The organism is Psychrobacter immobilis, assembly GCF_904846225.1.
In the GTDB taxonomy this organism is placed as follows: Bacteria; Pseudomonadota; Gammaproteobacteria; order Pseudomonadales; family Moraxellaceae; genus Psychrobacter; species Psychrobacter immobilis_F.
In genome coordinates, this window is sequence record NZ_CAJGZJ010000018.1 from 1 (window position 1) to 15261 (window position 15261).

Consider the following 15261-nt stretch of genomic DNA (forward strand, 5'->3'; position numbering starts at 1 on the left):
CAAGGGTGGATGGAGAATAATCTACCTAAACTGTTTCATGATATGGGTTGTATCTCTTTTATTCTGGATTGACTATAGACTGTCAAAACTATAAATGCCCGTCGCGTATTAGGCGACGCTTTCTGCATCATTGCGTTTCTCGATTTTATGCTGATCTTCTGTGTTATCGACTTTCCAATAGCTGGATATGTATAAATGCGTTTTTGGTATGGGACGCTCTACTTTAAAGTATTGGCGTAGGGCACGCATACTATGGAATTCACAAGCCGCCCAAACTGCAGGTTGCCCTGCCAGCCAAGTCAAGGTTTTGGCATGTTCAAGCAATGGGCTGCTTTCTATATTTGGCTCCGCGTTAATAACCCAATGGATTTCGACGTTTTCTGGTTTTTTAAGTGTTTGACGATCCGCCTCAGTCGTCACCTCAAGTACGGCATAGCCGCGTGCATCATCAGGCAGCTGGGCAAGGTTGACGGTAATGGCAGGTAGGGCGGTCATATCGCCAATTAATAAAAACCAGTCTGCCTCATTGTTGATGAGCTTTTTTGGTCCGGGGCCGCCGACTAATATTTGGTCGCCCATTTGGGCGTTTCGCGCCCATGTTGAGGCAGGACCTTCAGCATCATGCAAAGCAAAATCAACGTCTATTTCATTATCACGTTGGACGCTGATGGTATACGTGCGCATCAGTGGTCGAGCTTCTTCGCCCTGAGGAAATATGAGTTTGATGTAAGCACTTTCTTGATCGACAGGAAAGTCTAGTAAATCATCACCACCAAGCGTGATACGGCACATATTTGGCGTGATGTATTTGGTTTGAATGACCTCAAGTAATCTTGGATTGGGTTTTGCCATGATGTATTTTCCTTCTCTTGTAACGGTAGTGCTAAAAGTGTTTGCTATTATATTGTGACTAAACCATCAGAATAAAACCATCAAACCGATTTGATGGTTGTTCAGTCTTAATACTATGCTCAAAAAATATAATTGGCAGTATGGAATTTTGCTCATCTAATCAATAAACAGTTTTGAGATTATTAAAAGTTGGCCTTTAGACTGACTGACATTTGCCGTTCAGGTCCCATCCAGCAGTTATTGATATCGTAGCAAGTGCCGACATAGGTTTTATCAAAGAGATTGTTGATACTAGCACCGACAGTGAGCATCGGGTTGATTCGATAGTTGCCGCCGACATCTACTAAAGTCACGCTTTGCAGCTCATCTGAGTTTTGTTTATCAAGTTGCATGCCACCTTCATAGCGAACACCCGCATTGAGTGTAAGCTTGTCTGTGGCGTAATAGTCTGTCCACAGTGTGGCTTTGTGCTTCGCCGTTTGCGCTGGGGTGTTGCCGATCACATCAGGGTTGAATTCATCCTCTGTAATCTCAGCATCGGTATAGCTGTAACTTGCATTGATATCTACCCAGTCATTGAGCATGTGGCTGCCTGAAACCTCAAACCCTTTGGATGTGATTTCACCTGTTTGAGTTTGGCTTCTATAATTGATTTCATCAGCCACTACGACGTTCTTTTGTTTGATATCAAAGACCGCCAATGTTCCTTGTGTGGCGCGATCAGCAGAGAGATACTTGATACCGGCTTCTAACTGATCTGCCGTGGTAGGCTCAAACGCCTTGTTAGTAATAAAGTTACTGCCAACTACAGGCTGAAATGATTGCGAGTAGCTGGCATAAGGCGATATTCCATTATCAAAGTTATAAATAGCTGCGAGACGACCACTGGTTTTTGAGGCATCATTATCAATGTTTTGGTCGCTATAGACGGCACCTTCAGAGGCTTTGGTCTGCTTAGTGATACTATCAAAGTTATCATGACGTAAGCCTGCTACCACTGTCAAATCTTGCCATGTCATCTCGTCTTGTACATAAAATCCTAACTGGCTTTGCTCGATGTCTTCATCTTGTCGATAGGCATTTAAAGGCAGCGTATCGGTATTGATTTGTGAAAAATCTGGGTTAGATAAATCAAGGTTTGGCGTACCGTCTGCGCCAGCATCATAGTAAGTCGCAGTACTGTCTGTTTCTTGATACTCAATACCAAATAACAAATTATGAGAAGTGTTAGCAGTATCTAGTTTATAAGCAAGCTGATTGTCCGTGGTCCAGTTGTTCATACTCTCATCGGTGGTGTAGGCCACACGGTTTAGTATTTTATCACTCCCACTCACAAACCCACTGTTGTACATATTGCGTTGCTGCGCGTCGGTATCGGTATAGCGCAGTATGTGTTTGAACGTCAACTTATCGTTAATGTCCCAGTTTACGGTGACACTGGGCATAAATACTTCTTTGCTAAAGCGATTCCATTTATCACCCGCGTAAGCATCACTGCCCAGTTTGCCATAACTGGCATTATACACAGTGCCAACAGCAGGCAACGGAGTGGAGGGCACCATCTCTGGATCATCTTGATAAAAAAGATTGGCAAGAACAGAGACATCATCCGTTGGTCGCCACTCAAGTGAGGGATTGATAAGTGTGCGCTCTTCTTCGGTGGTCTGCATCTGCCCCTCTTTTCTACGTTTTAATGCCACCAAACGATAATTGAGCGTGTCTGAGATAGGACCTGTCGTATCGATGGCTATCTCTTTTAGGTTTTGATTACCAAGTCGCAGCTGCACCTCAGACGCTTGGGTGCTTTTTGGGGTTTTGGCTACTTGATTGACCATGCCACCGGGTGACGCATAGCCGTAGAGTGAGGATGCTGGGCCTTTTAACACCTCTACCGCTTCAGTGGCATAAATGTCTACTTGCGGCATCAGATTCCAAGCACCATCATAAGGCAATCTTAGTCCATCATAAAAATTGGAGTAGGTCTTAAAACCGCGAATATTATATTCATCAAATATAGACACAGTACCGCGGCTCTCAGCACTCACGCCAGGCTCATAACGCAGTGCCGCACTGACACTGTCTGCTTGACGTTTTTGTAATAATGCTTGATTAATTCTCGTATAACTCATTGGCGCATCATTGGGATCTAGCGCTGTTTTTGTGCCTGTACTGCGGTAGCTGTCAGCATAGACGGTAATCGCATCTAATGTAGTTGATGGCGTCGAAACCTCATTGTCGTCGATGCTACTCGGTGTTTCCTCGGCATATGAGGCAGAACTGAGACTCATTAATAAGCCAACTTGTACTGCAATTGCGAGACGTTTTTTTCGACTGGATGTGGAGATTAAAGACGACGGCATCATATTTCCTATTAAATAGTAATTATTGAATATTATAGACTGCATATTGAGCACATTGTTTATGCAGATAATAACACTAATGATTATCGTTATCATTAAAAAGTTGCAATTTGATAGACTTTAGAAGGATTAGAGGTGATCAATAATGAGAGACAAGTGACAAATACCACAAGCTTAGCAGTTATAAGATTAGCGCCTACAAATCTGTCATTCATTCAAATAGTATCGGCAAATCAAAAAAAGCTCGCAGAACACAAGTTACTTGCTATGAAAAGTGGTGTTTGAATAAATTTTCTCGTATCATGCAACCGTAGTTATAAATAAGATGATTTGTGTAAAAATATCTAATCAATGTATCGGTTTTATAATCTATTAGGAGTAGTCCTTAACAATGGAAGTTGTCTCTTATTATCACTATATTTATGTCGTTAATTAAGCAATGAAATTATCAAGGCCATATTTATGAACAGACACACACGTCAACCAATCAACAATCAACGCTATTTTACGGTATGGCGCTGGCATTTTTATGCAGGCATGTTTGTCGCTCCTTTTTTAATTATTTTGGCGTGCACAGGGCTTGGTATGATACTCATGTCCAACACCTCGGGGCGAGACAATGACCGTTTGAGCGTGCCTACTCCAGAGTCGATGGTGCAAGCGCCTGTTGCCACTCAAGCCAAAAACGCGCTCAAAACGCTACCTGATAGTACGTTGGTAAAATATATTGCCCCTCGTGATGATAAGACCGTGGCCTTGTTTCAGGTAGTATCAGCAGGGCATGACAATATGGTGGCGGTGAATCCTTATACGGCTGATATTGTTACCAGCACGCCCACTAATAGTGACTGGTACAGTACATTTGATGATATTCATAGTGATTTGCTATTGGGCAAAGTCGGCGACTATATCCAAGAAACCACCGCCTCCTTAACTATTTTAATGATTTTAACAGGCTGGTATCTGTGGTGGAAAAAACGTAAATCTGTCAAAGCCATGCTGATACCTGATGACGATACCAATATTAAGCAAAAACGCTCATTTTTTCGGACTATTCATGCCACATTAGGCAGTTGGATATCCATTGTGTTGCTGTTTTTCTGTATTTCAGGCATGGCTTGGGCTGGCATTTGGGGCGAGAGAATCGTGCAAGCTTGGAGTCAATTCCCTGCGGGCAAGTGGGGCGTTGCGCCCATGCCACTTTCGATTGATCCCAGCCATAAACACCATGCTGGCATGGATATGACTAACGCCGCGCCGCACGTTCATGGTGCATCACCAGCCGTGGCTCCCACACATGGTGATGTACTAAACACGGGCACTACCAAAGATGTGCCTTGGGTGCTCGAATTGACGCCGATGCCCGTATCAGGGACGACCATGGGTAAGGATGGTATCGCGCCAAATAGCCCTATTATGATTGATACGGTCGATCGGTTTGTCCGTGAAATTGGCTTTAAAGGGCGTTATCAGATGAATCTGCCTCAAGGCTCGACTGGGGTGTGGACGATTAGCCAAGATTCCATGAGTTATGACATGAAGAGCCCAACCGCTGATCGTACGGTACATATCGATCGCTATTCGGGTAAGGTTTTGGCAGATATTCGCTTTAATGATTACAATCCCTTTGGCAAGTTTATGGCAGCAGGTGCTGCTATCCATATGGGAACACTTGGGTTATGGAGTGTGCTTGCCAACGTTTTATTTTGTCTATCAGTCATTGCGATTTCTGTGAGTGGTTATGTTATGTGGTGGCAACGCCGTCCAAGTCATTCGAGTGAAAAGATTGGCTTGAACCCACCAGCACGTGGTCTCAGTTTTTCTGTATGGTGGCCGTTTGCGATACCTTTGCTGATTGTGTCCATTATTTTTCCAACGGCAATTATTGCTATTGTCGTTATCGGATTATTGGACTTTCTGCTGATTTCTCGTGTTGAATTTCTACAGAAACTATTGAAATAAATAAGTGAAGTAAACGATTAGACTTAATAATTGACTCATATCTATACTGAAAATAGGGGCGTCTTTCTAAAAGATGCCCCTATTTTTATCGTTATTGCTTTATTTTCAAGTATTTTATTCTTCAGGCCGTATTTTTACCATTTTCAAAAACTTGAGTAGCAAGGAAAATGAGTGCAAGTGCTATATTTCATAGACTAAGCGAATTTGACACTGCTAATCATATTTTTTGGCATTGGTATTACTTCAACATAGAGATTGCATCGGCACTGGCGCGTTGTCGCTCTTCAGCATTCAGCTCGATCAATTTTCCCTCTTTCATCAGCAGCAATCGATCAGCATGCTCAAAGTAACTGTCATCATGACTGATAATAAACAGGGTTTTACCCAGCGCTTTTAGCTCAGGAATCAATGATTGATAGAACACGCGACGAAAAGCAGGGTCTTGGTCAGCCGCCCATTCATCAAGTAACAGTATGTCCTTGTGCTCAGCGACAGAGATTAACATGGCCAATCGTTTACGTTGTCCCTGCGATAATTTGTCCGTAGATAAGCGATGATCCGTCACACTGACTTTATCTTGCAAATTTAATTTGTGCAGCCAAGTGGCGACTAGCGTCATATCGGGATCGCTGCCATGACTGCCAATCAGTTGTTTGAAAAGATGCTGATCGCTAAAAATGGCAGAAAAAAGCTGCCGATAATCGGTATTGTTGTTTGAGTCAATGAGCTGATTGTCTATGTGCACAGAGCCAGTGGTTGGGGTAAAAATCCCTGTCATAATCTTTGCAAGAGTAGACTTACCGCTACCATTCGCGCCGATCAAAAAGACCACATCACCACGTCTCAAAGTGAGATTGACATCTTGTAATATATCGCTTGAGTGAGCCGTTTTTTCTGTTGCTAAGGCCAGCGTATCAGAATTACTGTTGTCGTAACGGTAGTGAATATCGGTCAAAGAAATAGATTGCCAGTCTTTTGCGACGGTGTCAGTCGCAAACGCTGGATGATAATCTGCCAGCTCCAATGATTGTATTTTGTCCAAGGCAACTTGCGCCGTTTGCATGGTTGGATAAGCGCCAACCGCATGGAGAAGAGGCGACTGCATGAATAAAATCGTTAAAGAAAAAGTAGTAGCAATGCCCATGGGTATATCAAGATAGTTGGACACAGCAAACACGACACCAATCGCTGCAAACATCATAATGTTCGACCAGTTCACTGCCGATAAATGATATGTGTCTGCTTTAATAATTCGCTCTTGATAAGACTTGGCATGAGTCAAAAAATCATGTTTGTAGAGTTTTTCGGCGCGGTGTTGATTCAGGGCAAGCTCTTTGCGACCTTCTATAATGGATTGATAGTCTTGATACAAAAGATCGTTAATGTCTCTTATTTCTTTCAAATGAATATAAACATGCTTCACCAATATAGTACTTATCCAAATAGTCATCACGATCCAAAACATGATAATCAGTAATAGCGGTAATGAAAGCCATCCCAAATAAAGCGCAACCCCAGTAGATAAAATAACGCCTTGCACCAATTCTGGCATGCGGACAAAAGCCACGGTAATGGATTGAATATCTGAAGACAAGCTGGCGAGTAATCGCGCGCTACCCAAATGGTCTATTTGCGGAACGTTGGTATCGATAATTTGTTTGACCAGCTTGGTTCTGAGCTCATAGACAAACTTATGACCCAAACGGGTTAAAGCATATTGCGATATAAACGTAGTGATTAACAGCAGCAGCACTAATACGGCAAAGTAGCCCAAACTCACCCATGATAACGTACCAAATACAGGCTGACTAATAAAGGTATGGTTGATAAAAGCGATGATGCCCACACTGACAGCCGCATTCACCAAATTAAGGAAGATGACCTTAAGAAAAGGCAGGCGATAGTGTGCCCAAATCATATTGTATAAAGAAACAGTGGTGCAAGAAGACATAATGGCTCAATAGTAGAATGAATTTTATGTATTTTTGATAGCATAAAAGGGAGTAGGTTGTGCCTAATCCCTTTTATTGACAGATTATAAATATGGTTTAATCTACATGTCTTAAAAGTCGAACGTCGCTGATACTTTTAAGGCAGTAGGCTCACCAGCATTCAAATACCCATAGTTTGGAAGACCACCCACTGACTGCCAGTAATCTTCTCCTGTTACGTTAGTAACCACCCCTTTTAGCGTCACATCTTGTCCTGCGAGCATGGTTTTGTAGCGAGCACCAAGGTCTAGCGTGGTATAACCGTCAACTTTTAAGGTGTTGGCGGCATCGGCATAACGTGCACCTGTGTGAATAATATCACCTGTTAACGTCAATCCTTCTACTGCTGCTAGATCGTATTCTAGGTTGACGTTACTTTGAAGTGTGGGTACACCAATGACTCGCTTACCATCTAATGTCACATCGCCCGTATCTTTTTGTTTGGCGCTTAAGTAAGTAACACCAGCGATTAGACGCATATTTTCACTTGGGCTACCAAATACTGACAGCTCAGCGCCTTGATGGCTGTTTTCTCCAGCTGCTACAAAGGTATCGGCACTATTAACGTAAGCACGTGGCTCATCTGTACGGAATATTGCTAAGCTACTGCCAATCATGCCGTTGTCATACTTAACACCCACTTCAGTTTGTTTGCTGACGTATGGAGCCAAGTCTTGACCACCATTAGTGACAATTGTTTCACCCTGTACCAAAGGCGCGGTGTCTCCTTTAGCTAGGCTTTCAATATAATTGCCATAAACAGACCAATCTAGACTTGGTTGATAAACTATCCCAACACTTGGTGTCCATTTACTTTCGTCATAATCACTATTTTTAGCCTGAGTGTTATAGTCATAGCTGGTGGTTTTTATATTCTGATGACGCACGCCTACAGTGGTTTTTAGTTTGTCATCAAACAGAGAAAAAGTATCCGCTAGCGCAAAACTTTGTAGTGTTTTTTCACTTGCTAGTTTTGGATTATCTAAATTGCCGCCAAAAATTGCTGCATCTGACCAGTTGTTGTTACGATACTTAGTAGGGTTATACAAATTGGTTGCAAGCTGATTATTAAAATCAAAACCATAAGCACCTTTTTCTTCTTGATCGTAAAGGCTTGTTGCTATTACCCAGTCATGATCAACCTTACCTGTTTGCCATTTACCCCGCAGACCAAGCTCGGCACTTTGTACCAAATCTTTTCGAGTATTATCAAAGCGATAAGTCGTGCCTGTACCATCAACGTTGTTGACGGTTAAATTGGCTAAAGAATTTTCTTCCTCGCCACTTCTAACGCCATAGGCACCATAACCTGTCACAGTGTCGCTAAAGTCATATTCCCCTCTGAGCGTACCAAATACATCTTCTTCGTCTGAGTAACTCCAAGGTTGTGCCCAGTTTTTTGAACCTTTTGGTGCTTTCGGTACTCTAGAAACACCATTTAGAGTGACGTTGGGACGAGTCTCTTTGAGTTTGTTGTCTTGCCAGCCCAAATCTGCTGACAGTCGATACTGATCGCCTCTATAATCTAAACCAAGAGCCGCCAGACCCAATGTTGAAGATTCGTCATCGATTGCGCTATCACCATCTTGATAAGCGGCATTAAAGCGAACGCCCAATGCATCATTTGTACCGAAGCGATCACTCACGTCTACAGCAACTTTGCCTTGATCGCCTTGACCATAACCAAGCGTTAATTGACGTAGTGGCTCATTGCCTGCGCGTTTTGGCAGCAGGTTAATCGTACCACCTGAGTTACCACCACTTGGCGCGGCGCCATTTAACATAGTAGACGCACCGCGCTGAACTTCAACACGTTCAAACAATTCGGTCGCGATATACTGTCTTGGTAATATGCCGTATAGACCGTTATACATCGTGTCATCTGACGTCGTCACAAAGCCGCGCATAAAGTACGCTTCTTGAAAGTTACCAAAGCCTCTCGCGACACGGACAGTCGGGTCTTTTTTGAGCAGGTCGCCCACACTTTGCGCTTGCTGATTGGCGATATATTCATTGGTGTAAGAGGTGGTGGAGAAGGGCGTGTCCATAATGTCTTGATTGCCCAAGATTCCGACGCGGCTGCCAGTTGCAACTTGCCCGCCTTCATAGGCTGTCGGCAATCCATCTGCTGAAGCATCGGCGCTACTAGTGACTACAATAGTATCAAGCACTACACTAGGATCAGCTGACTGAGCATCCATGTTTGGGTCGGTTTGTGCCCATGCTGCTTGACTTACCCCAAGTAGCAGCACAGAGGTAGACAGACAAGATGAGCTCAATGACTTTAAGGAGATTGGAGAGCGAAATAGAGCAAAATATAGGCGAGACAGTTGCATGAATGTTTCCGGTGTAAGGTTTAAATGCTTATTATAATGATAATTGTTTTCATTACAATAATATTGTTACATTAAGTGTAAACCTCTCTGTCAAAAGTATAGAATGTCATTTAACGCTATTATTTTGTTCAAGATTGAGTATTTAAGGAAGAATATTTTATTTATTGATGAAGAGTTAGACAAAAGTTTTGCCGAGTAGAATGCACCTGCTATCACTTATATTTGATAGCTCACTAAGTGGCTGTTAGGTATAAATACATAAACGTATAAAATTCTAACGGTTACTACGCACGTCAATCAAATTTTATCACTATATTCTTTTATGATAAGCCAATGGTTGTCTTTGGTTTTTGTCTCAAATATTTAACATCTGTTACTTCAAGCGCGCCCCATGCTTTACCAATTTTAATAGGAAGTGAGGCTAATGGCCTGTTTAATGAAGCGGATATTTGTTCTGTAAGAAGAATTAAACGATCTACAAATTGGACACGCCATAGATATTATTGATAAAAATTATCATTTAAGCCATTATTATTTTTATCAAAGAGTCTTTACACGCTCATCGTCTCGAATCGTCAGAACCTCATAACCATCTGATGTGACCGCAATCGTATGCTCCCACTGTGCAGACAGTTTTTTATCACTAGTGACGACCGTCCAGCCATCATTTTTTATTTTGACTTTGGCTTTACCTTGATTAATCATTGGCTCAATCGTAAATGTCATGCCTTCTTCTAGTATTAAGCCTTTTCCCTGATGCCCATAATGCAGCACTTCTGGCGCTTCATGCATCTCACGTCCGATACCATGACCACAATATTCTCGTACGATAGAGTAACCATGCTTCTCAGCATAGGTTTGAATGGCATGACCAATATCACCAAGAGTCGCGCCAGGTTTTACCACGCGTATGCCTTCCCACATGGCGTCATAGGTCTTATTCACCAAGCGTTTGGCGAGCGGTTGCACCTCACCGATCAAATACATCTTGCTAGAATCTGCGATAAAACCGCCTTGCTCCAAGGTGATATCTACATTCACAATATCGCCTGACTTCAGTATTTGAGTGTCAGAGGGAATGCCATGACAGACCACGTTATTGACTGACGTGTTGAGCGCATACTCATAACCATATTGACCTTTGCTCGCTGGACGTGCAGCGAGCTGATCGACAATATAGCGTTCAGCGAGATCGTTGATTTCCATCGTAGAGGTGCTGATGGTAATGTGTTTATCGAGATAATCGAAAACAGAGGCAAGCAGTCGGCCAGATTCACGCATTATCATTATTTCTTCAGACGTTTTTAGTATTATCTCAGCCATCTATCAAATTCCCTATGTTGATATCTGCTTTTCTCATTTGCTCATTTATTATTTGAGAATAAGTCATAGTAGGATTAGCCTCAGCCAGCATCCCTATTTTCATCCAATATTCTGCTTGCGCGTTAATAGAACGCACCATCACAGCACTCGCCTTACGAATCTCTTCGTGTAGCTCGTCATCAATTTTTACAATACCCATAATAAATATCTAATATACGAAATGTATATGAATCGTATATTATTATCATAAATATGCAAGAGGATTTTTTCAAATAGGCGAGTCATAATTTTTACTAACAGGATAATAGCCAATTTTTTTATGCTATATTTCTAAACGGAGTGATTCAAATTAAACCAGTACAGTGCTACTGCCATATATTTTCTACTTAAACAGTTTTGATTATTCATTAACTATAAGAGCCGTGCTATGCAAACATTCGAACGTACGATTAATATAGACGGTAAAAACGCACGCTATTACGATCTATCCGCCTTGGTTGAAAATAATAAAGATGCCAAATTAGCACCTGCACATTTTTATGGTGGCAATGGATTTGCGACTGGCGTCTATGTGCCGTTATTGAACAAACTCAGTGAGCGATTTGATCTGAAAAGTCTTGCTATGCGTGGCTATTGGCAAGATTTGCCATCCATGAAAAAACTGACCCGTGAACAAGACGCTGACACACTGATTGATTTTTTGGAAAAAACACAAGACAAACCAGTGGTCGGTATTGGTCACTCTCAAGGCGCTACAGCCACTGCTATTGCAGCCGCCAAACGCCCAGATTTGTTTGCACAGTTGTATTTGATAGAGCCAGTGACATTTACTAAATCGCAAAAGCTCATTACCGATTTGATCCCTAAAAAAATAAAGATCAGTCAAGAACCTTTTAAAAGTACGCTCGCTAAGCAAGCAGAATGGGAAAGCATTGAAGCATATTACGAATATCTGCGGGCACATCGTGCATTCAAGCGCATCGGCGATGATCATCTTTATATCTTTGCAAAAAACAGTCTCATCCAAAATGAGAAAGCGGGGTATAGCCTATTGTTTGCGCCCAAGCAAGAGTTGGCAAGCTACTTTGATACGCCTTTCGTCAATGATGCTTTGAAAAAACTCAATAGCATAGATTTCCCCTATACCATTATTATGGGTAAACCCTCTATTTTCATTAGCAACAAAGTCCGTAAAATCTGGAAAAGTCTTGTCCCAACGACGCAAATTATCGAGCTATCTGACAATGGCCATCTTTTGCCAATGGAAGCGCCTGAACAATGTGCAAATATTATTATAGAAAAGTTCAACGATAGTGTAACTGGCCTCTCATAGCGATACGTTATAATAAGTGTGCTTATCTATTCATGGTGACGTAATAATTTAGGAGTGTAACTATGTCAAGCTTTCAGAAAAACCCATCTTACCCAAAAAGTAAATCAGCATTACTGTTTACCTTCCTTGTCAGCGCGACACTGTTGACAGCAGGCTGTAATTCACAAGAACCATCATCAGATGGTGACGTAGCATTGCAAACTGAGAATGCAGACAAAAACTCAACTGACGATGCTTCATCATTGGATACTCCAGCAGCCCCAAATTCTGATACTGCAAATGATAATCCAAAGCCTAATGCATCAGAAGTATCGGCTGACAAAGCCGTCAGCCCATCAGGTTACCAAAAGCTAAGCTTTGGGCAGACGATTACGCCCGAGCTGTTAGAGGATGCTGGATTAACGAGACCTGATAATTATAATGAGCAATGCTACTACGTGAGCGATCCAAAACTGAATTATACTGACAAGGACGCTGGCGAACGTCCTTCGATGTTGTATCAAATTATGGATGGGAAACTGGCGTTGATAACGGTTCGAGACAGAGCAGTGCCATTTTATACTGGCATCAATGTGGGTGATTCAGTGGGTGATGTCATGTTGGCGCATCAAGATAAACTTGCTTATGGGGTTGATAAATATGCTGTCGAAGGGGATTATTATGATCTGATCTCTAACGTCAACTTTAAGACAATAAGAGACGTTGAATCAGGGGTATTGTTAACCAACAACGATATTAAGCTTGATAACAGCGATGATAAATTAGCGCTACAAATTAAATATAATATGAAGGGTGGCGCAAAGCTGAACAGTAATATGATCAAAGCCACAGAATGGACAGCAGAGAACAAGGCCCTGTTAAAAGGTGAGGTAGAAAGCATTGATATTGGTGTTCCAGAAGCCATCTATCTGGTTGAAGGCTGCTCTTAAATCATAAAAAAAAACTGGGTTTTGAGCGATCTTCTTACTTATTAGTGAGAAGATATATATTAAAATCGCTACAGTACAACTGATATTAATTTTTCGCAGCCTCTGAAGATGCTCTACTGTAGCTGGTTTCAGTTATAGCTGGTTTAAACTATGATTGTTTAACATGCTCTAGTTGCTCATATATCATCATAGCTACATAAACCAGCCCTGCTGCCAATGTCAAACTGGCAAACCATACTACGACGAAATAGCCTGTCTGGTATGACAGATATGTCAATAAAAATGCAGTTGCTAATAGTATCAACCCCAGCCAGCGGAGGCTTTGACAATTTAAAAGGGGAGGCAATTTGTACTGAAAAGTATCCATATGCCTTTTACTGGTCATCATCAAAACCATCATACCCAGTAGATTCAGTAGCAATAGAAACCCAGATAATACTAAGCTAGACATATTATTGGTTTCCTACCTGAGGTTCTGAATGTTGATTAATTGACTTATTGTTTGACCTTGTTTTTTGCTTGGGCGCATTTTTTTTGAAACTGGCTGCATAAGTGATATAAGCAAACAATAGCGCTAGAATGAAGCATGTGACATCAAAGCTGATAAATAATACATCGCGACTTAAGACACTTTGGACAAACCCGCGTTCGGTAGTGAGGCTATTGATTAGCGGTGTGAATAAAAGAGATAGGGTAACCAATGACAGTAATATGCGCCATGCATGACGATTAGAAAGTAATAACGTCAGCACAAAACTACACGCCCAGATGATAAAAAATCCATCGACTTCCCACTTTGCGCGTGCCGTCATATTTAAAGGTAACAAACGGTTGAGCCACAAAAACCCCACCATGGCCAAAGGCAACCCAGCCAGCGTAGCGATATTGAGCTTTTCCACCAGCCAAAATCCCCAGTGTGGCTTAGCCATATTGAGTAATTGACGGCGGCGTTTCACTGTCCACAGCACTAATCCTGTCGCAATCATCGCGCAACCCGCTGCTCCCAATAAGAAGTATAGCCAGCGTAGCCAATAATCGGAAAAGCGCCCAGCATGCAAACCAATCATGACGGTTTGGGTCGTCACTGCGAGCGGTGGTGGTTCGCTTTGCTTAAGAGTTTCTCCTGTCTGCCCATCATAAATACGAAACACGCCAATCGTCGATATCTGACGATCTGCCCTGCCATCGATAATAATCATACTGTGGTCAGTATTGGGATGATTGACACTGACGCTTGTGACCGCATAATTGGGATTAAGCTTTTGCCAATCCGTTTGAGTGCTGGCTAGTAATGGAGAAATACTTATCATTGGTGCAGGTTGCAATTCTGTTGCATTGGCGTCCCGATAAGAATAAATTTCTTCAAAAAATTGTTTAGTATCAATATTGGCGACCATACCGCCCCACGGCATATATAACGTGATCAAGGTAATAATACCTGTGAAAGTAATCATGATATGAAAGGGCAGTGGTAGCACAGAAAAAGCATTATGAGCATCAAGCCATGAGCGTTGTCCTTTGCCCCAGCGAAAAGTAAAAAAATCGGTAAATATTTTTTTGTGAATGATAATGCCAGTAATGATCGCAACCAGCATCATCATAGACGCGATACCGACGATGATCCGTGCCCATATCACGCTCATATAATGCAAATCAAAGTGCATGCGATAAAAGAAATTGCCCCCTGCGGTATCTCTTGGTGTATATAGCGTTTGGGCTTGAGTATCAAATTGATATCGTAGTCTTTCATCATCAGTACTGGTCATAATATGCAAGCGCTGATCATTACTCGTGCTACTAGGGCCTTTGGTGATAAACCAGTTTTTGGCATTGGCTTGGGTTGCTTGCAGATGTGCGATTGCCACGCTAAATGGCTCTGGCCTATCTGTGCTGCTTACCACGTTTTGGGAGTGTAAGGGCGTTGGAGTCGTTTGCTGGGAGATAGCAGGAATTTCAGGTTGCATCCATGTCGTCAGCTCATTATTAAAATAACTGACCGTGCCCATGATAAAAATGGTAAACAATAACCAACCGAGTAGTAAGCCAAACCAAGTATGGACATCAGACAGAATCACCCGATAACCTTTCACCTTGGTTTTATTTTCACGCTTTATTTTGGTCATCGGCATGGTTTGAGCGTCGGCAGAGTCTGGAATCATAAAGATGGCCTGATGG

The 15261-nt window shown here is 42.2% G+C and carries 11 protein-coding genes; 3 read left to right on the forward strand and 8 right to left on the reverse strand.

What is annotated here, in order from left to right:
* Positions 1–108: 108 nt before the first annotated feature.
* Entirely contained in the window at positions 109–852 is a 744-nt protein-coding gene (locus tag JMX48_RS11090; RefSeq protein ID WP_201537744.1) for a siderophore-interacting protein, read from the reverse strand.
* Positions 853–1034: 182 nt separating this feature from the next.
* Positions 1035–3212, reverse strand: a complete 2178-nt coding sequence (locus tag JMX48_RS11095; RefSeq protein ID WP_227687994.1) for a TonB-dependent siderophore receptor — start codon at positions 3210–3212, stop codon at positions 1035–1037.
* Positions 3213–3674: 462 nt separating this feature from the next.
* Between JMX48_RS11095 and JMX48_RS11100 the strand changes: the two genes are divergently transcribed.
* Positions 3675–5174, forward strand: coding sequence for a PepSY-associated TM helix domain-containing protein (locus JMX48_RS11100; RefSeq protein ID WP_201537746.1), 1500 nt, complete (start codon positions 3675–3677; stop codon positions 5172–5174).
* Positions 5175–5412: 238 nt separating this feature from the next.
* Here JMX48_RS11100 and JMX48_RS11105 read toward each other — a convergent pair whose 3' ends face one another.
* From JMX48_RS11105 to JMX48_RS11120, 4 genes are all read right to left on the reverse strand, one after another.
* On the reverse strand, positions 5413–7125 hold the full coding sequence (locus JMX48_RS11105; RefSeq protein WP_201537748.1) for a multidrug ABC transporter permease/ATP-binding protein: 1713 nt from the start codon (positions 7123–7125) through the stop codon (positions 5413–5415).
* A gap of 111 nt (positions 7126–7236) precedes the next feature.
* Positions 7237–9501, reverse strand: coding sequence for a TonB-dependent receptor (locus tag JMX48_RS11110; RefSeq protein WP_201537750.1), 2265 nt, complete (start codon positions 9499–9501; stop codon positions 7237–7239).
* Positions 9502–10041: 540 nt separating this feature from the next.
* The gene (map, locus tag JMX48_RS11115) at positions 10042–10824 is read right to left on the reverse strand and encodes a type I methionyl aminopeptidase (protein WP_201537752.1); all 783 of its coding nucleotides are present in this window, start codon (positions 10822–10824) and stop codon (positions 10042–10044) included.
* Positions 10817–11023 carry a ParD-like family protein gene (locus JMX48_RS11120; RefSeq protein ID WP_201537754.1) on the reverse strand — a complete coding sequence of 69 codons (207 nt, stop codon included), beginning with the start codon at positions 11021–11023 and terminating at the stop codon, positions 10817–10819. The genes map and JMX48_RS11120 overlap by 8 nt, the downstream gene beginning before the upstream one ends.
* A gap of 228 nt (positions 11024–11251) precedes the next feature.
* Between JMX48_RS11120 and JMX48_RS11125 the strand changes: the two genes are divergently transcribed.
* On the forward strand, positions 11252–12157 hold the full coding sequence (locus JMX48_RS11125) for an alpha/beta fold hydrolase (protein WP_201537756.1): 906 nt from the start codon (positions 11252–11254) through the stop codon (positions 12155–12157).
* A 62-nt stretch (positions 12158–12219) separates the two neighbouring features.
* Complete coding sequence (locus JMX48_RS11130) at positions 12220–13086, forward strand: hypothetical protein (RefSeq protein ID WP_201537758.1); 867 nt, start codon at positions 12220–12222, stop codon at positions 13084–13086.
* 148 nt (positions 13087–13234) lie between these two features.
* On the opposite strand, the gene JMX48_RS14255 is transcribed toward JMX48_RS11130, so the two are convergent.
* The gene (locus tag JMX48_RS14255; RefSeq protein WP_201537760.1) at positions 13235–13537 is read right to left on the reverse strand and encodes a DUF3325 family protein; all 303 of its coding nucleotides are present in this window, start codon (positions 13535–13537) and stop codon (positions 13235–13237) included.
* Between the two features lies 1 nt (position 13538).
* Positions 13539–15245, reverse strand: a complete 1707-nt coding sequence (locus tag JMX48_RS11140) for a PepSY-associated TM helix domain-containing protein (protein WP_201537762.1) — start codon at positions 15243–15245, stop codon at positions 13539–13541.
* Positions 15246–15261 lie beyond the last annotated feature (16 nt).

What these genes read in the sequence shown, in the direction of transcription:
- JMX48_RS11090 (WP_201537744.1), bottom strand. Translation starts at nt 852, where the DNA reads ATGGCAAAACCCAATCCAAGATTACTTGAGGTCATTCAAACCAAATAC.
- JMX48_RS11095 (WP_227687994.1), bottom strand. Translation starts at nt 3,212, where the DNA reads ATGCCGTCGTCTTTAATCTCCACATCCAGTCGAAAAAAACGTCTCGCA.
- JMX48_RS11100 (WP_201537746.1), top strand. Translation starts at nt 3,675, where the DNA reads ATGAACAGACACACACGTCAACCAATCAACAATCAACGCTATTTTACG.
- JMX48_RS11105 (WP_201537748.1), bottom strand. Translation starts at nt 7,125, where the DNA reads ATGTCTTCTTGCACCACTGTTTCTTTATACAATATGATTTGGGCACAC.
- JMX48_RS11110 (WP_201537750.1), bottom strand. Translation starts at nt 9,501, where the DNA reads ATGCAACTGTCTCGCCTATATTTTGCTCTATTTCGCTCTCCAATCTCC.
- map (WP_201537752.1), bottom strand. Translation starts at nt 10,824, where the DNA reads ATGGCTGAGATAATACTAAAAACGTCTGAAGAAATAATGATAATGCGT.
- JMX48_RS11120 (WP_201537754.1), bottom strand. Translation starts at nt 11,023, where the DNA reads ATGGGTATTGTAAAAATTGATGACGAGCTACACGAAGAGATTCGTAAG.
- JMX48_RS11125 (WP_201537756.1), top strand. Translation starts at nt 11,252, where the DNA reads ATGCAAACATTCGAACGTACGATTAATATAGACGGTAAAAACGCACGC.
- JMX48_RS11130 (WP_201537758.1), top strand. Translation starts at nt 12,220, where the DNA reads ATGTCAAGCTTTCAGAAAAACCCATCTTACCCAAAAAGTAAATCAGCA.
- JMX48_RS14255 (WP_201537760.1), bottom strand. Translation starts at nt 13,537, where the DNA reads ATGTCTAGCTTAGTATTATCTGGGTTTCTATTGCTACTGAATCTACTG.
- JMX48_RS11140 (WP_201537762.1), bottom strand. Translation starts at nt 15,245, where the DNA reads ATGATTCCAGACTCTGCCGACGCTCAAACCATGCCGATGACCAAAATA.